The sequence below is a fragment of the Acidovorax sp. Root70 genome, from assembly GCF_001428225.1.
In the GTDB taxonomy this organism is placed as follows: domain Bacteria; phylum Pseudomonadota; class Gammaproteobacteria; order Burkholderiales; family Burkholderiaceae_C; genus Acidovorax.
Map to the genome: position 1 here is coordinate 215400 of NZ_LMHQ01000028.1, position 17162 is coordinate 232561.

At 64.7% G+C, this 17162-nt stretch carries 19 protein-coding genes; 11 read left to right on the forward strand and 8 right to left on the reverse strand.

All coding sequences use genetic code 11. The features are described 5' to 3' along the window. Positions 1-38: 38 nt before the first annotated feature. From ASD94_RS15625 to ASD94_RS15640, 4 genes are read left to right on the forward strand one after another with little or no spacing between them, the layout of a single operon-like run. A complete protein-coding gene (locus ASD94_RS15625; RefSeq protein WP_056644572.1) occupies positions 39-518 on the forward strand; it encodes a MarR family winged helix-turn-helix transcriptional regulator in 480 nt (159 codons plus the stop codon). Next, positions 508-1770 (forward strand): MFS transporter, encoded by a 1263-nt coding sequence (locus ASD94_RS15630; protein WP_056644574.1) that lies wholly within the window; start codon positions 508-510, stop codon positions 1768-1770. The genes ASD94_RS15625 and ASD94_RS15630 overlap by 11 nt, the downstream gene beginning before the upstream one ends. Before the next feature lie 31 nt (positions 1771-1801). Then, positions 1802-2305 (forward strand): MaoC family dehydratase, encoded by a 504-nt coding sequence (locus ASD94_RS15635; protein ID WP_056644580.1) that lies wholly within the window; start codon positions 1802-1804, stop codon positions 2303-2305. A gap of 31 nt (positions 2306-2336) precedes the next feature. Then, on the forward strand, positions 2337-3713 hold the full coding sequence (locus ASD94_RS15640; protein ID WP_056645078.1) for an MATE family efflux transporter: 1377 nt from the start codon (positions 2337-2339) through the stop codon (positions 3711-3713). Positions 3714-3788: 75 nt separating this feature from the next. Here ASD94_RS15640 and ASD94_RS15645 read toward each other — a convergent pair whose 3' ends face one another. From ASD94_RS15645 to ASD94_RS15670, 6 genes are all read right to left on the reverse strand, one after another. After that, a complete protein-coding gene (locus tag ASD94_RS15645) occupies positions 3789-4586 on the reverse strand; it encodes an SDR family NAD(P)-dependent oxidoreductase (protein WP_056644582.1) in 798 nt (265 codons plus the stop codon). 190 nt (positions 4587-4776) lie between these two features. Continuing rightward, positions 4777-6516, reverse strand: a complete 1740-nt coding sequence (locus ASD94_RS15650) for a SulP family inorganic anion transporter (RefSeq protein WP_056644583.1) — start codon at positions 6514-6516, stop codon at positions 4777-4779. 16 nt (positions 6517-6532) lie between these two features. Next, complete coding sequence (locus ASD94_RS15655; protein WP_056644584.1) at positions 6533-6889, reverse strand: TIGR01244 family sulfur transferase; 357 nt, start codon at positions 6887-6889, stop codon at positions 6533-6535. Between the two features lies 1 nt (position 6890). Further along, positions 6891-7340 (reverse strand): YeeE/YedE family protein, encoded by a 450-nt coding sequence (locus ASD94_RS15660; protein WP_056644585.1) that lies wholly within the window; start codon positions 7338-7340, stop codon positions 6891-6893. A gap of 32 nt (positions 7341-7372) precedes the next feature. Then, the gene (locus tag ASD94_RS15665; RefSeq protein WP_056644586.1) at positions 7373-7804 is read right to left on the reverse strand and encodes a YeeE/YedE family protein; all 432 of its coding nucleotides are present in this window, start codon (positions 7802-7804) and stop codon (positions 7373-7375) included. Then, a complete protein-coding gene (locus ASD94_RS15670) occupies positions 7798-8133 on the reverse strand; it encodes a helix-turn-helix transcriptional regulator (RefSeq protein WP_056644589.1) in 336 nt (111 codons plus the stop codon). The genes ASD94_RS15665 and ASD94_RS15670 overlap by 7 nt, the downstream gene beginning before the upstream one ends. A gap of 100 nt (positions 8134-8233) precedes the next feature. Here ASD94_RS15670 and ASD94_RS15675 point away from each other — a divergent pair, with 100 nt between their 5' ends. From ASD94_RS15675 to ASD94_RS15705, 7 genes are all read left to right on the forward strand, one after another. Continuing rightward, positions 8234-9094 carry an MBL fold metallo-hydrolase gene (locus ASD94_RS15675; protein ID WP_056644592.1) on the forward strand — a complete coding sequence of 287 codons (861 nt, stop codon included), beginning with the start codon at positions 8234-8236 and terminating at the stop codon, positions 9092-9094. Positions 9095-9135: 41 nt separating this feature from the next. Next, the gene (locus ASD94_RS15680) at positions 9136-9516 is read left to right on the forward strand and encodes a rhodanese-like domain-containing protein (RefSeq protein ID WP_056644594.1); all 381 of its coding nucleotides are present in this window, start codon (positions 9136-9138) and stop codon (positions 9514-9516) included. Between the two features lie 85 nt (positions 9517-9601). Further along, a complete protein-coding gene (locus ASD94_RS15685) occupies positions 9602-9793 on the forward strand; it encodes a DUF2892 domain-containing protein (RefSeq protein WP_056644597.1) in 192 nt (63 codons plus the stop codon). 74 nt (positions 9794-9867) lie between these two features. Then, complete coding sequence (locus tag ASD94_RS15690) at positions 9868-10233, forward strand: carboxymuconolactone decarboxylase family protein (protein WP_056644600.1); 366 nt, start codon at positions 9868-9870, stop codon at positions 10231-10233. Positions 10234-10372: 139 nt separating this feature from the next. Next, positions 10373-10900 (forward strand): molybdopterin-dependent oxidoreductase, encoded by a 528-nt coding sequence (locus tag ASD94_RS15695; RefSeq protein ID WP_082576897.1) that lies wholly within the window; start codon positions 10373-10375, stop codon positions 10898-10900. Positions 10901-10927: 27 nt separating this feature from the next. Further along, entirely contained in the window at positions 10928-14020 is a 3093-nt protein-coding gene (locus ASD94_RS15700; protein ID WP_056644607.1) for a response regulator, read from the forward strand. Further along, the gene (locus ASD94_RS15705; RefSeq protein WP_056644609.1) at positions 14013-15203 is read left to right on the forward strand and encodes a two-component system response regulator; all 1191 of its coding nucleotides are present in this window, start codon (positions 14013-14015) and stop codon (positions 15201-15203) included. Before ASD94_RS15700 ends, ASD94_RS15705 begins: the two co-directional genes overlap by 8 nt. A gap of 105 nt (positions 15204-15308) precedes the next feature. Here the strand turns inward: ASD94_RS15705 and bioB are convergent, their stop codons facing one another. Together bioB and ASD94_RS15715 are read right to left on the reverse strand one after the other, a co-directional pair. Next, positions 15309-16352: a biotin synthase BioB gene (bioB, locus tag ASD94_RS15710; RefSeq protein ID WP_056644611.1), complete on the reverse strand. Its 1044-nt coding sequence runs from the start codon at positions 16350-16352 to the stop codon at positions 15309-15311. Between the two features lie 354 nt (positions 16353-16706). Further along, complete coding sequence (locus tag ASD94_RS15715; protein ID WP_056644614.1) at positions 16707-17096, reverse strand: hypothetical protein; 390 nt, start codon at positions 17094-17096, stop codon at positions 16707-16709. Positions 17097-17162: the final 66 nt, after the last annotated feature.

The following is a 17162-nucleotide window of genomic DNA, read 5'->3' on the forward strand; positions in this document are numbered from 1 at the left end:
ATATTGCATATGCAATTATTGCAGATACAATCAAATCCATGCAAGCCGAACCATCCACCCTGGCCCCTGTGCTACCGCAGGGTTGCACCAACTTCAAGCTGCGTCAGTTGATGCGCCGCGTGGCCAACCACTACGACGCTGAAATGGCGCAGTGCGGGCTCAAGACCACGCAGTATTCGTTGCTGTCGCATGTGCTCAAGCTGGGCCCGATCCGCCCCGGCGACCTCGCCACGGAAATGAAGATGGATGCTTCCACGCTGACGCGCAACCTGCGACCGCTCGTCGACGCAGGTTGGGTGACGCTGAAGGCAGGCACGGACGCACGCAGCCGCCTGGTGCACATCACCGATGCGGGCCGCGACAAACGCGCAGAGGCGCAGCGCCACTGGAAGGCCGCGCAACTGGCGCTGAACGAGGCACTGGGTGTGGAACGCGTGATGGCGCTGCATGCGCTGGTGGACGACTCGCTCGATTTGCTGGCTGCACTGCCAGTGCAGGAGGCTGTGCATGACGAATAACCACACTCCGCTGGCGACAGCACCCAAGTCCGCCACGCCACTGGCCCTGTGGCTGGTGCTGCTGGCCGCCGCTGGCGCCTTTGCGCTGACCATGGGCACGCGCCAGACCATGGGCCTGTTCCTGTCCGCACTCAATACCTCCACAGGCTTGGGCATTGGCAGCATCAGCCTGGCGTTTGCATTTGGCCAGCTGTGGTGGGGCCTGACCCAGCCATTTGCCGGGGCGGTGGCCGACCGCATCGGCACGGGCCGCGTCATCCTGTTGGGCGTAGCGCTGGTGGCGCTGGGCACGTTCATCACGCCTTACATGACCACCACGGCCGGGTTGATCTTTGCGATTGGCGTGTTGGCCGCCGGCGGCGCGGGCATGGCGGGGCCGTCCGTGCTCATGGCGGCCACAGCACGGCTGGTGCCGCTGCAAAAGCGCGGGCTGGCCAGCGGCATCGTCAACGCGGGCGGCTCGTTCGGGCAGTTTGTGATGGCGCCCATTGCCATCAGCCTGACGGCCGCCGTGGGCTGGGCCAGCGCCATGCAGTGGCTGGGCGTGCTGGTGCTGCTGGCTCTGCCGGCGGTGTGGGTGCTCAAGGGCAACGCCAACGCCCTGGCGGCGCAGGCCGCTGCCGCCTCTGGCCAGAAGGCGCTGACCGCGCGCGAGGCCATTGCCCAGGCGCTGGCCACGCCCAGCTATCGGTACCTGGCAGCGGGTTTTCTGGTGTGCGGTTTTCACGTGGCGTTTTTGGCCACGCACTTGCCTGGCGTGATTGCGGCCTGCGGGCTGGCGCCCGAAGTAGGGGGCTGGGCGCTGGCGGTGATTGGGCTGTTCAATATTGTGGGCAGCCTGGCCATGGGCTGGGCGGTGGGGCGCTGGCGCATGAAGTCGCTGCTGTCGCTGCTGTATGCCACGCGCGGTCTGGCGGTGCTGATTTTCCTGTTCGCGCCCAAGACGCCCGCCGTGGTGCTGGTCTTTGCCGCCGTGATGGGTGTGACGTTCCTTTCCACCGTGCCGCCCACGGTCGGGCTGGTGGCCAAGATGTTTGGCACGGCCAACATGGCCATGTTGTTTGGCATCGTGATGCTGTCGCACCAGGTGGGCGGCTTCCTGGGTGCGTACCTGGGCGGCAGCGTGTTCCAGGCCACCGGCAGCTATGACTGGGTCTGGTACATCGACATCGTGCTGGCCCTGGGCGCAGCACTGGTCAACCTGCCAATCCGTGAAGCACGCCTGGCCCGGCCTGCCGCCACTGCCGCCTGAACCAACACCCTCTCTCCAGAAAGCCATCAAAATGACGCAGACCCCGGCCAGCCACGCCTCAAAACCCACCAAGTCCCCGATCTACCTGGACGACCTGTCGGTGGGCGACCAGTTCACCAGCGGCGAACACGCCATGGACGAGGCGCAGATCACCAGCTTTGCCGCGCAGTTCGACCCGCAGCCCTTTCACCTGGACGACGCCGCTGCCCGTGACACGCTGTTTGGCGGCCTGGCCGCCAGCGGCTGGCACACGGCGGCCGTGACCATGCGCTTGCAGGTGACCAGCGGCCTGCCGATTGCGGGCGGCATCATCGGCGCAGGGGGCGAGCTGACCTGGCCCCGGCCCACCCGCGCCACCGATGTGCTGCATGTGGTGAGCGAGGTGGTGCAGATCCAGCCGTCCAAATCCAAGCCCGACCGAGGCATGGTCACCGTGCGCAGCGAAACCCGTAACCAGCACGGCGACGTGCTGCAGCTGTCTACCGTGCGCATCGTGGTGCCACGCAAGCCTGTGGCCGGTGGGGCAGGGGCCTGACGTGACCGAGGCACTGAACCCGCGCACCCGCATGCTGCTGGAGGCGCCCATCGCGCCCACCTTGCTGCGGCTGGCCGCGCCCAATGTGCTGGTGATGCTGGCGCAGGCGGGCGTCGGACTCATCGAGACCTACTTTGTCGGCAAGCTGGGCACCAATGCGCTGGCAGGCATGGCGCTAGTGTTCCCCGTGGTCATGCTGATGCAGATGACATCGGCAGGCGCCATGGGCGGTGGCATCGCATCGGCCATTGCCCGCGCCCTGGGCGCGCGGCGGCGGGAAGATGCCGACGCGCTGGTGCTGCATGCGCTGGCCATTGCGGCGGTGTTTTCGCTGGTCTTTACCGTGGGGGTGGTGGGAGGAGGGCGCTGGCTCTACACCCGCATGGGCGGCACGGGCGGCGCACTGGATGCGGCGCTGATCTATTCCAACTGGGTGTTTGCGGGCGCGTTTCTGGTCTGGCTGTTCAACACGCTGTCGGCCGTGATCCGGGGCACGGGCAACATGGCCATGCCGGCGTATGTCACGGTGCTGGGCGCATTTGTGCTGGTGCCGCTGTCGCCGCTGTTCATCTTTGGCTGGGGCCCCATGCCCGGCCTGGGCATTGCCGGGGGCGCCATTGCGTTGATGGCGTATTACCTGATCGGCAGCGTGGTGCTGGCCGCCTATCTGTGGTCGCCGCGCAGCCTGCTGCGGCCTTCGCTGGCGCACATCCGGTTTCGCTGGGTGTTGTTCAAGGACATCCTGCGGGTGGGCCTGGTGGGTACGGTGTCTACCGTTGCCACCAACCTGGCGATTGGCGTGACCACCGCGCTGGTGGGCGGCTTTGGCACAGCGGCCATTGCGGGTTACGGCACCGCGTCGCGGCTGGAGTACCTGCTGGTGCCGCTGGTGTTTGGCCTGGGTGCACCACTGGTGGCCATGGTCGGTACCTGCATCGGCGCGGGCCAGCGCGAGCGCGCCTTGCGCGCCACCTGGATCGGCGCGGCCATGGCGTTTGTGATGGCCGAGGCGATTGGACTGTGGGCGGCGGCGTTTCCCAACGCGTGGCTGTCGCTGTTCAACAGCGACCCCGCCATGCTGGAAGCGGGGGCGCTGTATCTGCGCACCGTCGGCCCGGTGTACGGTTTTTTTGGCCTGGGCCTGGTGCTGTACTTTGCCTCGCAAGGGGCAGGGCGCCTGCTCTGGCCCGTGATCGGCAACATCGTGCGCCTGGCGGTGGCCGTCACCGGCGGCTGGCTGGCGCTGCGCTGGGGCGGTGGACTGGCTGCCGTGTTTGCCGCGCAGGGCGTGGCGTTGGTGCTGTATGGCGCAGTCAACGCCTGGGCGATTGCTGGCGGCGCCTGGTTCGGCCCGGTCGGCTGGCCGCGCAGCACCACAGGGCTGTTGCAGCGCATGCCACAGGTCTGAAAGTCATGGAAATGGCGGCTAGTGCTAGTGAATCACGCGCTGGATGCTATCAAAACAGGAGTATCCAGAAGTGCGTCAGACCGGCACGGTGTAGTTGAGCGTCATGCGCCCGCCGTCCACGGTCACGATCTCTCCAGTCACATAGCTGGCCGCATCGCTGGCCAACCAGGCCACCACATCGGCAATCTCCGACGGCTCGCCCAGCCGCTTCATGGGCGTGCGGCTCATGATCTTGTTCTTGGCTTCATCACTGGTCAGCACGGCCTTGGCGGCCAGTTCGGTGGCGATGGTGCCCGGAGCCACTGCGTTCACGCGAATGTTCTTGTCGGCCAGCGCCAGCGCCATCACGCGCGTGAGCTGGTTCACGCCGCCTTTGCTTACGTTGTAGCTGGAGATGTTGGGGATGGTCAGCACACCGTTGACCGAACTCATGTTGACGATAGCGCCGCCACCCGTATTGACCATCGCCCGCGCCACCGCCTGACCGACGAGGAACGAGCCCTTGAGGTTGACCCGCAGCACGGCGTCAAAGTCGGCTTCGGTCACCTCCAGAAAATCTGCCGCCCTGAAGATGCCGGCATTGTTCACCAGTACGTCGATGCGCCCGTGGGCGGCCAGGGCCTGGGCCACCAGCGCATCTACCTGCGCCTTGTCACCCACATCGCAGCGGACGTACAGCGCACCCAGCTCCTGCGCCAGCGCTTGGCCGCGCGCCTCGTCCACATCAACGATCACCGGCTTGGCGCCTTCGGCCGCAAAACGGCGGACACACGCCTCGCCAATGCCTTGGGCGCCCCCGGTGACGATGCAGACGCGATCACGAAGGCCGAAGTGGATGTGGGATGTGGAAGAGGCTTGGGTGGGAAGTGTCATGGGCGGTGATGGTAGCGGCACTGGCGGATGACAGAGGCCAGAGAGTCCAGATTGAGCGATGAGATACAGTCGTGGGACTCACTATATAGTAGATACGATGTATATTATGTTAAATATAAAATCTACTTCTCTTTAAAGCTCTCTGCGGATCAGGACGTCCGTTCGACGCCCCATCGGTCAATGTCAATGGCTAGATAGCCGCCGCCGGATCACCGTACCGACCCACCATGCTGCCAGCCCGCCTTGCGTATTCAAACGCAGCATGGGTGCTCAAAAAGATCCGTCCATTCAGCCGCGTGCCAAGTTCTGTGCCCTGCAAACGATCGAGTACTGGGCCTTTCACCTCAGACAGCAGCAGTGCCGCCCCTCGCTGGGCCAGGCTGCGCTCCAGATCCGTGAGTACCCCCAAGGCGGTTGTGTCGATCTGGTTGATGGCTGAGCACACCAGAAGAACGTGGCGTGTATCCGGTTGGGCGGCTACCAGTTCCTCCACACGGTCCAGCAATGCGTCCGAATTGGCGAAATACAGACTTTCATCCACCCGCACGGCAATCAGGCCGGGCTCTGTGTTCACCGTGTGACGGGTTACGTTGCGAAAGTGTTCAGTGCCTGGCACGCGACCCACCACCGCAATGTGCGGATGGCTGCTGCGCCACACCAATGTGCCCAGCGATAACGCTACCCCCATCAGGATTCCGACTTCCACGCCAAAAGCGACCACACCCCCTGCAGTGGCCAGCAGGGCCGTGGCGTCGGCCTTGTCGTAGTGCCAGGCCTCGCGCAGTGTCTCCACGTCGATCAGGGACACCACCGCCACGATGATGGTGGCCGCCAGCACGGCGTGGGGCAAATAGTGAAACAGCCCCGTCAGCGCGGCAATCACCACACCCATCAGCACGGCAGAAATGACACCTGCCAGGGGCGTGTTGGCCCCGGCCGCAAAATTGACGACCGAGCGCGCAAAACCGCCCGTGACGGGAAAACCACCCGACAGCGCACTGGCAACGTTAGCCGCCCCCAGGCCCAGCAGTTCCCGGTTGGGCTGAATGCGCTGCTGCCGCTTGAGCGCCAGCGATTGCGCCACCGACACGCTTTCTACAAAGCCCACTAGCGAGATCAGCAGCGCAGGCAGCCACAGCGAGCCCACAGACGCCATCGAAACCGCCGGTAGCCCAAGCTGCGGCAGGCCTTGGGGCACCGTGCCCACAATGCTGACGCTCGCCGTCTGGTCCCAGCGCATGGCAGCCACCAAGGCGGTGGACACCATCACGGCCAGCATCGGCGCCAGCTTGGATGCGACATCTGCCAGGCGCGGACTGGCGCCCAGGCGGACCAGCCACGGAGACAGGGACTTTCGCGCCAGCACCAGAAACAACACGCTACCCGCACCGATGCCCAGCGTGACCAGATTGGTTGCGGGCGCTGCGTGGGCCAGTTGCACCAAGGTGTCAAAGACATCGGTGCCGCCCGCCTTCACGCCCAGCAGGTGCTTGACCTGCCCAGCGGCAATGAGCACGGCCGAGCCTGAGATAAACCCGCTGATGACCGGATGGCTCAGAAAATGGGCCAAAAAACCTAGCCGCAACACCCCAAACAGCAGCAACATGCCCCCGGAAAGTAGCGACAGCAGCATAGCCAGTGCCACGTATTCAGGCGAGCCAGCGGCAGCCAGCGGCTGCAGGGCACTCGCCGTCATGAGCGAAGCGACTGCCACCGGGCCCACGGCCAGCGTCATGCTGGACCCCAGCGCGGCATACGCAATGATCGGCAGGATGCTGGCGTACAAGCCCACTTCGGGGGGCAAGCCCGCCAGCAGCGCGTAGGCCAGGCTCTGCGGTATCAACATCACCGTCACGATCACGCCGGCGACCATGTCGCCGGAGAGCCAGGACTTCTGGTAGTTGCGGACCCAGCCGGGGATGAAGTTCATGATGGTTCCCGGGTGATCAGGACGCGTCGGCGTCCAGGTTCTGCGTCAGCCCAAATAACTGTGCAGACCTGGCGCCCGAACGGCAAAACGCCAACGTGGGCTTGGGGGCCGAGAGCAAGATCTTGTGCATGGTCTGCACCTGTTCCGGCGTGATGGAGCCGCTCACCACGGGCAGGTATACGTAGTGCAGCCCGGCCACTGTGGCAGCGCGCTCCATTTCAGGGCTGGTGGGCTGTGCGCCACCGCCCTCCCCGTCTGGTCGGTTGTTGATGATGGTCTTGAAGCCCTGCTGAGCCAAAGAGGCAAAGTCCGCGGTGGCCAGCTGGGGCGACACTGCGAAGTCCGGGGTCAGGGCAATGATTTGCAGCGGCATGTCAGCGGGTTCCGGTCTGGGAAGATGGGGCGCGATGGGACATGCGTTCGGCCAGTTCAAACAGCCACATGCCCGCCAGCATCGCAATCACAAACACGATGGCCTTGGGCTGGCCTGCACCCGCCGAAACGATGGCTGGCCCGGGGCAAAACCCGGCAATGCCCCAGCCCGCGCCAAAGATGAGGCTTCCGACCACCAGACGGCGATCAATGTCGCTCGACGTGGGCAAGTGCATGGCGCCGCCCAGGAAACTGGTGGTCCGCTTCTTGGCCACGGCGAAGGCAAAAACGCCCACCGCAATGGCTCCGCCCATCACGAACGCCAGCGAGGGATCCCACAAGCCAGCCAGGTCCAGAAAACCCAGCACCTTGCCAGGGTCGGTCATGCCCGAGACGATCAAGCCCAGTCCAAAGATCAGGCCGACCACAAACTCCGAAATACGATTTTTCATAGCGATCAATGCTCCGATGGATGGTGGTGCGTTCAGGCCAGCGCGTGCCGGATGAGGAAGACGGTGACGAACCCTGCCCCCATGAAGGCCAGCGTCGCAACCAGAGACCGGGGCGACATGCGCGAGAGTCCGCACACGCCGTGGCCGCTGGTGCAACCCGATCCGTAGCGGGTGCCGACACCCACCAGCAGGCCGGCGATCACCACCATGCCCCAGTTCGCATCAATGCGCGGCTGCGTGGGGCCGACCACCAGCCAGTAAAGGCCAGGCGCCACCAACATGCCCAGCACAAAAGCCAGGCGCCAGCCCATATCACCCGCGCGGGGGCGCAGCAGCCCTCCCACAATGCCGCTGATGCCCAGGATGCGCCCGTTGAGGAGCACAAAAAGCGCCGAAGCGAGGCCAAGCAGAACGCCGCCAGCGAGGGCGGCCCAAGGGGTGAAATGGGTCCAATCGATCAGCATGGTTTGCTCTCCTGGGCGGGGCCACAAAATTGTTCAAACAGCACGTTCATCACCGCCAGGGCCTGGGGGCTGGCGATCTCGTAATAGATGTTTTTGCCGTCGCGGCGGGTGTTGACGAGGCCCTCCTCGCGCAATACGCCCAGCTGCTGCGACAAGGTGGGCTGGGAGATGCCCACCAGCTCTTCCAGCTCGCCCACCCGCTTTTCACCTTGCGTCAGCTGGCACAGCAGCAGCAGGCGATCGGGGTTGGACAAAACTTTCATCAAGCGGCAAGCGCTGTCGGCGGACCTGCGCAAGGCTTCCAGGTCCATTTGTGCTTCTGCGTGCATGGTGGCGCGCTCCTTTTCAAATTCAATGTTGATATTCTATTGACTAACAATCTATCTGTCAATAAACTATCAGCATCGAAATTAAATACGGAGCCCTTCGATGAAACCCCAGATAGAAGCCTTCTTCGACGACGCCACTTGGACGGTGAGCTATGTGGTGTTCGATCAACCTGGCGGCCACTGCGCGGTGGTGGATTCGGTGCTGGACTACGACCCGAAGTCGGGCCGCACCCGGACGCGGTCTGCCGACAAGATCGTGGCGTTTGTGCAAGGCCAGGGGCTGACGGTGCAATGGATTCTGGAAACCCATGCCCATGCCGACCATTTGTCGGCCGCGCACTACCTTCGCGACAAGCTGGGCGGAAAAATCGCCATTGGCGCGTCCATTACGCAGGTGCAGGATGTGTTCAAGAAGGTCTTTCATCTGGAGCCCGAGTTCCGCCCGGATGGCAGCCAGTTCGACCAGCTGCTGCACGACAACGAGGTCTTCCGCATCGGCCAGCTGAAGGCCCAGGCCCTGGCAGTGCCCGGCCATACACCCGCCTGCATGGCCTACCAAGTCGGTGATGCCGTGTTTGTGGGCGACACCATGTTCATGCCTGACGTGGGCACAGCGCGCTGCGACTTCCCCGGCGGCAATGCCCACGCGCTGTACCAATCGGTGCGCAAATTGCTCAGCCTGTCGGATGAAACCCGCCTGTTCATGTGCCACGACTACCCCCCTGCAGGGCGCGCCGTGGCGTGGCAAACCACCGTTGCCGACCAGCGGGCCAAGAACATCCATGTGCACGACGGAGTGACCGAAGAGGCCTTTGTGGCGCTGCGCACCCAGCGCGACGCGACGCTGGAGATGCCCGTGCTCATCCTGCCCTCGGTGCAGGTCAACATCCGCGCGGGGGAAATGCCGCCACCGGAAGCCAATGGCGTGACCTATCTCAAGATTCCCGTCAACGCGCTGTGACGCGCAGCCGCATCCGTACCACCCAACGCAGGAACGCCATCATGAAAACAGCCCACGATCTCGTCATCGCTGCCAAAGCCCTGGTGCAAGAGGTACCGCTGGACCAGGCAGACGAAGCCATCCGCACCGCCGACGTGCTGATCGATGTGCGAGAGGCCGACGAATACCAGGCAGGACACATCCCCGGCGCGATTCACGCCTCCCGCGGAGTGCTGGAGTTCCGCCTCAGCAGCACGCCCGAACTCAGCGCGCGCGACCTCAAGGTGGTGCTGTACTGCAAGACCAGCGGCCGTGCCGCGCTGGCCGCGCGCGCCATGCAGGACATGGGCTATCTGCAGGTGCAATCCATTGCAGGCGGCTTTGACGCCTGGGTGGCTGCGGGCAAGCCTGTCGCAGCGCCCACGTCCCCCTCATTCGATTGACCAGGCAGCGAACGCATTTCGCGTTCGCTGCGCTTGTGCAAGCAGGGCCCATCCCGGGCCACAACCTCAGAGCAAGGAAATCATCATGAACATCAACGTAGGAACCGTGGACCGTGTGCTGCGCGTCTTGGCAGGCCTGGTCCTGATTGCACTGGCCGCCACCGGCACGGTGGGCTGGTGGGGATGGCTGGGCGTGGTGCCACTGGCCACCGGCCTGTTTCGCTTCTGCCCGGCTTACGCGCTGCTTGGCATGAAAACCTGTCCCATGAAGAAATAAACCGCCGGTAGGCGCGTATACGCACAGATAGAAAGTGCGCGGCGCCCTACCCACCTCCGACAAGGAACGATTCCATGAGTACGTTTGACCACACCAGCCTGATCCAGGGCATCAACGAAAACCTGGCCACCTTTCGCAAGGCACAGCCCGACGCCATGCGGGGCTTTGCGCAACTCGCGCAGGCCTCCATGGCAGAAGGCGCGCTGACCAGCAAACACAAGGAGCTGATTGCCCTGGCCATTGGCGTCACCCAGCGCTGCTCAGGGTGCATCGGTTTTCATGTCAAGGCACTGCAAAAACTCGGCGCCACCCGTGCAGAGCTGGAAGAGATGCTGGCCGTGTGCGTTTACATGGGCGGCGGCCCCGCACTCATGTACACGGCGGAGGCCCTCAAGGCCTGGGATACCATGGCCGCCGCCAGCGCCCCAGCCGCAACCTGAAGCAGCAGCCCGACCACCCGTCCACTGCCGTCGCACGCTCGACACTCCGGCGGGCGATCCGCCCCACCAGCGGCGATAAATCGGTTTACATTTTGGGCATCTATCCGCGAGACTGTTACCAAAACAGGAGGGGGTGTCCATGCAATCTCATCGTCGTTATGGGTATGAACGGGTGTTGTCCAAGGCATGGGTCATCGGCGCGGCGTTGCTGGCCGCGAGCAACGTGCAGGCGCTGGAGCCACCCACCGGCCCCGTCGTCCTGACCATCGACGGCGCCATCACGCAGACCAACCGGGGCCCGCAGGCGCAGTTCGACATGAAAATGTTGGAGAAACTGCCGCAGCACAGCTTCTCCACCCAAACCCCCTGGTACCCCAGCGCCGTCACCTTCACAGGCCCTCTGCTGCGCGATGTGCTCGCTGCGGTGGGGGCCAAAGGCACCAAGATCACGGCAGTCGCCTTGAACGACTACAAAACCGAGATCCCCGCGGACGATGCCACGCGCCATGACGTGATCGTGGCGCGCCTGATGAACAACCGGCCTATGCCCATCCGCGAAAAGGGCCCGCTGTTCATCGTGTACCCGTTTGATACCAAGGCCGAGCTGCGCAGCGAGCTGTACTACAACCGGGCGGCCTGGCAGCTCAACGCCTTGCACATCCGGTAACCGCCCTCCCCGCTCCAAACACTCCGTATGCTGCGCAGCCAACACATCCTGCGGCTCATCATTGCGGGGCTGGTGCTGGCCTATGTCGCCATTGCCGCCGTGCAGTACAGCCAGTACCGCAGCGTGGAGGCCGTGATGCGGCGCGGCGACGTCAACGCGCTGTGGTCGTTCTTGCAGCTCAATGTCGAGTACGAAAAGCTGGACCACGCCCTGCACCAGTTCGAGCTGGACCCCACCAGCATCACCATGGACAGGCTGGAGCTGCGGTACGACCTGTTTCTGAGCCGTTTCAGCGCGCTGGAAAGCGGCACCTCCCGCACGCTGATGCAGGAGGAGCCCATCTACGGCAAGGCGCTGGCGGCTCTGCAGCAGTTTGTGGCAGCGGGCGACAGCTACTTTGGCGCCAGCGTGGATGCGACCTCCAGCCACACCAATATGCGGCGGCTGCGCACCGAATTGGACGGCCTGCGCGAGACCGTGCAAGAGCTCTCGCTCAGCGCCTCGCGTGTGTCTGCCTTGCTGGGCGACTCGCGCAATGCCGAGGTCAAGTACCAGACATTGCTGACCACCGGGCTCACCGCGTTCCAGGCGCTGCTGACGTTCTTGCTGGCCTTTGCCATGGCGCGGCAGTTCCTGCAACGCGAAAAGGCCACATCCCAGGCCATGGCAGCCCAGAACGAGCTGGTCGAAGCCCTCAAGCGCAACGAAGAGGCCCTGGAGGCGCGCGTGGCCGAGCGCACCGTCGAACTGCAAAAAGTCAACGCATCCCTGAGAGAGCATGAGGACGAGCTGGAGATCGCCCGCGCCCGCGCGGAGGACGCGTCGCAGATGAAGTCGGACTTTCTGGCCAACATGAGCCACGAGATCCGCACCCCCATGAACGCAGTGATCGGCATGAGCCACCTGGCCCTGGGCACCGACCTCACACCGCGCCAGCGCGACTATGTAGAGAAGATCCAGCGCTCCGGCCAGCACTTGCTGGGCCTGATCAACGACATCCTGGACTTCAGCAAGATCGAAGCCGGCAAGCTCGAAGTGGAGGTAGTGGACTTCGACCTGCGCGGCGTGCTGGACAACGTGGCCAACCTGGTCAGCGACAAATGCGCCCACAAGGGCCTGGAACTGCTCTTCGATGTGGACCCTGCCCTGCCCGACGACCTGCGCGGCGACCCGCTGCGCTTGGGGCAGATCCTGGTGAACTACGCCAACAATGCGGTCAAGTTCACCGACGCGGGCGAAATCATCGTGCGGGTGACCGAAACAGAGCGCGACGGCGGCGGCGTGCTGCTGCGCTTTGAGGTGCAGGACACGGGCATTGGCCTCACGCCCGAGCAGCAGTCGCGGCTGTTTCGCTCGTTCGAGCAGGCCGATACCTCCACCACGCGTAAATATGGCGGCACAGGCCTGGGGCTGGCCATCTCCAAGAAGCTGGCGGGGCTGATGGGCGGCGAGGTGGGGGTGCAAAGCCAACCCGGGGCGGGCAGCACCTTCTGGTTTACCGCCCGTCTGGGTCTGGGTGCCCCGAGCCACGCCCCACTCCTGCCCACCCCCGACCTGCGCGGGCGGCATGTGCTGGTGGTGGACGATAGCGAGCAGGCACGACATATCCTGAGCGAAATGTTGACCCGCATGAGCTTTGCCGTTACCACGGCCTCCTCAGGACAGGATGCAGAGGCCCAGGCGCGCGCTGCCGAACAGGCTGGCCGCCCCTGCGAGATTGCGTTCGTGGACTGGAAGATGCCCGGCATGGACGGGTTTGACACGCACCGCGCTCTGGCCCGCCTGCAGCGCCCGCCCCACACAGTGATCGTTACCGCCGCGGGCCGCGACGACGTGCAGCACGAACTGGAACGCGCCGGACTCTCGCTGATGCTGTCCAAGCCCGTCAGCCCCTCACAACTGTTTGATGCTGCCATGCAGGCGCTGGGCGGGGAGGCCCGCTCGTCTGATGGGCGTGGCTCACAATCCCCCCGGCGCGGCGCGCACCTGTCCGCCATTGCCAGCGCGCGGGTGCTGCTGGTCGACGACAACGACCTGAACCAGCAGGTGGGTGCCGAGTTGCTGACCGGCGCGGGCCTGGTGGTGGATGTAGCCCAGAACGGACAGGTGGCGCTGGACATGCTGGCGCAGGCCCCCTACGACCTGGTGCTGATGGACATGCAAATGCCCGTGATGGACGGTCTGACAGCCACCCGGCACCTGCGCCAGAACCCTGCCTGGGCGCAGCTGCCCGTGCTGGCCATGACGGCCAACGCCATGAGCCGCGACCGGGACCTGTGCCTGGAAGCGGGCATGAACGGCCACCTGGCCAAACCCATCGACCCGGACGAACTGTTTGCCTCCCTGCTGCAGTGGATTGCGCCGCGGGACACGGGTGCGGCCGAGGCAGACAACGCAGGCACCGGCCTTCAGGGACAAGCAGCGGGCAACTCCTCCAATCCACAGGCATCGTCCCCTCCCGCACCCGTGCCCGCGCCCTCCACCGATGACGCGCTGCGCCACATCCAAGGGCTCGACGTGACAGCCGGCCTGCGGCGCGTGCTGGACAAACGCCCCGCCTACGAGGGCCTGCTGCGCAAGTTTGTGGCAGGGCAAGCCCACGCGGTGCAAGCCACCCGTTCCGCCCTGGCCGCCGGGCAGCACGACGAGGCCCAACGCGCCATGCACACACTCAAAGGCACGGCCGGCACCATTGGTGCCACGGCCCTGGCGGCGCTGGCGCAAAGGGTGGAGGAAGCCATCGCGAACCAAGCCGCACCCGATGCGGTGGATTCGCTGCTGCAGCCGGTAGAAGCCACTTGCCAGGCGCTGGTCGCAGCGTTACAACAGGCGGTGCCCGCAGAGGACCTTGCCAGTGCGGGCACCGCCGAAGGCCCGCCGATCAACACCGCAGCCGCACGCCAGCTGGTGACGCAACTGGACGCCCTGCTGTCCGATGACGACTCCGATGCCATCGAGGTCTTCAAGCAATCGGCCACCACCCTGCAGGCCCTGCTGGGGCCGGTGTACGGCCAGATGAAGCGGGCGCTGGACAGCTACGACTTTGTGGGGGCGCTGGCTGCACTGCGCCAGGCCCCCATGGCACCCAATGACCACAAGGAGGACCCGGTTCATGAATAGCCCATTCGCGCCCAGCGGCAAATGCACGGTGCTGGTCGTAGACGACACGCCCGACAACCTGTCGCTGATGAGCGACCTCCTGCGCACCGACTACAAGGTCAAACTGGCACCCAGTGGCGAGCGCGCCCTGCAGATCGTGGCGGGCGAGAGCAAGCCCGACCTGATCCTGCTGGACATCATGATGCCGGACATGGACGGCTATGAGGTATTGCGCCGCCTGCAGTTCAACCCTGACACCGAAGACATCCCCGTCATCTTCCTGACGGCCATGAGTGCGGCCGACGACGAGAGCATTGGTCTGGAGCTGGGCGCGGTGGACTACATCACCAAGCCCATCAACCCCGCCATCGTGATGGCCCGGGTGCGCAACCACCTGCAGCTCAAGCGCGCGCGCGATTTTCTGGCCCAGCACAATCATTTTCTGGAGCAAGAGGTGGCCAACCGCACCCGGGCCATGGCCGAGCTGCAGGACGCCACCATCCGCGCCATGGCCTCACTGGCCGAAACGCGCGACAACGAGACCGGCAACCACATCCGGCGCACGCAGCACTACATGGAAACGCTGGCCCGCCACTTGCAGAACCACCCGCGCTTCAAGGACGAGCTGACCGACGCCGCCATCGAGACCATCTTCAAGTCCGCGCCGCTGCACGACATTGGCAAAGTGGGCATCCCTGACCGCATCCTGCTCAAGCCCGGCAAGCTCACGCCGGAAGAGTTCGAGATCATGAAGACGCACACCACCCTGGGACGTGACGCCATCATCGCGGCCGAGACGGGCACCACCCACGACAACCCGTTCTTCCAATATGCCAAGGAGATCGCCTACAGCCACCAGGAGAAATGGGACGGCTCGGGCTACCCCGAAGGCCTGGTGGGCAACACCATCCCGCTGTCAGCGCGGCTGATGGCCGTGGCCGATGTGTATGACGCCCTGATTTCCGAACGTGTCTACAAACCCGCGTACTCCCACGAGCAGGCGGTAGACATCATCCGCGATGGCCGGGGCAGCCACTTTGACCCCGACATGGTCGATGCCTTCCTGACCCTGTCCGAGGAGTTCCGGCGCATCGCCCAGAAGTTTGCCGACGCCGAGCCCGCGCGGCTGGCCCAGGTGGACCGCCTGGCGGCCGATCTGCCCACGGAACGCATCGAACTGACTTCGCGCGAAGAGCCGCTCTGAATGGCAGTGCCCCGCGCCTTACCGTAGCGCAGCACTGAGGCACGGCGTTCGGTGGCGCCGCAGCGGGCTCCAGTAGAACGAAGCACGCCGCCGCGCCGGGGAACATCAATCGCTGTGGCTGTGCCCGTCGAGGGTGGTGGTCGTGGTGCGGTGCCCGTTCAGCCCCAGCTTGGCCAGCAGTTGCACATCGGCATCCACGTCGGGGTTGCCCGTCACCAGCAGCTTGTCGCCGTAAAAAATCGAGTTGGCCCCGGCCAGAAAGCACAGCGCCTGCACGGCCTCCCCCAGCTGCTGGCGCCCGGCCGACAGGCGCACGCGCGCCTTGGGCATGGTGATACGGGCCACCGCAATCACGCGCACAAAGTCGAACGGGTCGATGGGCTCGCTGTCGGCCAGCGGCGTGCCCGGCACGCGCACCAGGCTGTTGATGGGCACCGACTCGGGGTACGGCTGCAGGTTGGCCAGCTGTGCAATCAAGCCCGCACGGTGCACCGGCGCCTCGCCCATGCCCACAATGCCGCCGCAGCACACGCTGATGCCTGCATTGCGCACGTTCTGCAGTGTGTCCAGCCGGTCCTGGTAAGCCCGGGTGCTCACCACGTCGGTGTAGTACTCGGGGGCAGTGTCCAGGTTGTGGTTGTAGTAATCCAGCCCGGCATCTTTCAGCGCCTGCGCCTGGTGCGATTCGAGCATGCCCAGTGTGGCGCAAGTCTGCAGGCCCAGGCCCTTCACCGCACCGATCAGCGCGCTGACTTTTTCGATGTCGCGGTCCTTGGGCGCACGCCAGGCGGCACCCATGCAAAAGCGCGTGGCACCCGCGTCCTTGGCGGCCTGGGCGGCGCGCACCACCTCATCCACCTCCATGAGCTTGTCGGCCTTTACCCCGGTGTCGAACTCGGCCGCCTGGGGGCAATAGCCGCAGTTTTCCGGGCAGCCGCCGGTCTTGACCGACAGCAGCGTGGCCAGCTCGATATCGCCCGCAGGCCAATGCTGGCGGTGCACGGTTTGTGCCTCAAACAGCAAGTCCATCAGGGGCTTGTCGAGCAGCGCCTGTATGGCCTCCACCGACCATTGTCCCTGCACGGCCGGCGCAGGGACGGGGCGATGGACCTGGATGGGCTGCGGGGCGGAGAGGGTTGCGTTGGCCATGGGTTGGGTCCTTTCAAGAGCCTGCTGCTGCAAGCACCAAGCATTGCGTCAGTGATCACACAAGGCGCCACTTCAGAGTCTTCTGAAGCACCGCCCTGCATCGCTATCACCATGATTTTGAAGGAGATTTCGGCACAACTGCCCTCAACATGGTCACAAAAGGTGCCACTATTTCCAGGTGCTCAACAGCCGGCATCTCACTGTGCGAGAACGGCAAAAAAGCCGACTGTTGACCACTTTAGAGAGCATGTTGAAATCACCGCCAAAACCGCCGAAGCAACGCGCTGGCAACCGGCGGCTTCGGCCTCTATCTTGCAGCCCGTGCCACCTTGCACGCTCCGACGTTCATGAAAGTTAGCCGCTCGTTGCACCCCGGCCAGACCAGGTCAAGGCCCCAGCGCTCGCCACCAAGCACACCAGGGCCAGGCCATCAGCCACCACCACGCGCTGCAAATGCACATTGAAGCCGCCGGTGAACCATGCAAGCAGCAGGAAAGAAAGGATGCTGACCGTGCCAACGAACAGGCCCAACCACTGGTAGGCGGGCTTGAACGCCGCCATCAGGCAGAGCCCACCCACGATGCCGAACAGCATGGCGCGGTGCCGCAGCAGGATGAGCATGTTCGGATCGGAAGGGGTCACGCCGTAGAGTCTGGCCAAGTGCTCTGCGCCGAGCACGCCGATCAAGGGAATCAGGTGGATGGCACCTGCTAGCAGCAAGGCCAGAGAAGCGATTTTTTGCATGGGCAGGCGACACCAAAGACAAGGTGCCGCCGTTGTAGCCCCCGCCGGGCCCGGTGACGATGACGC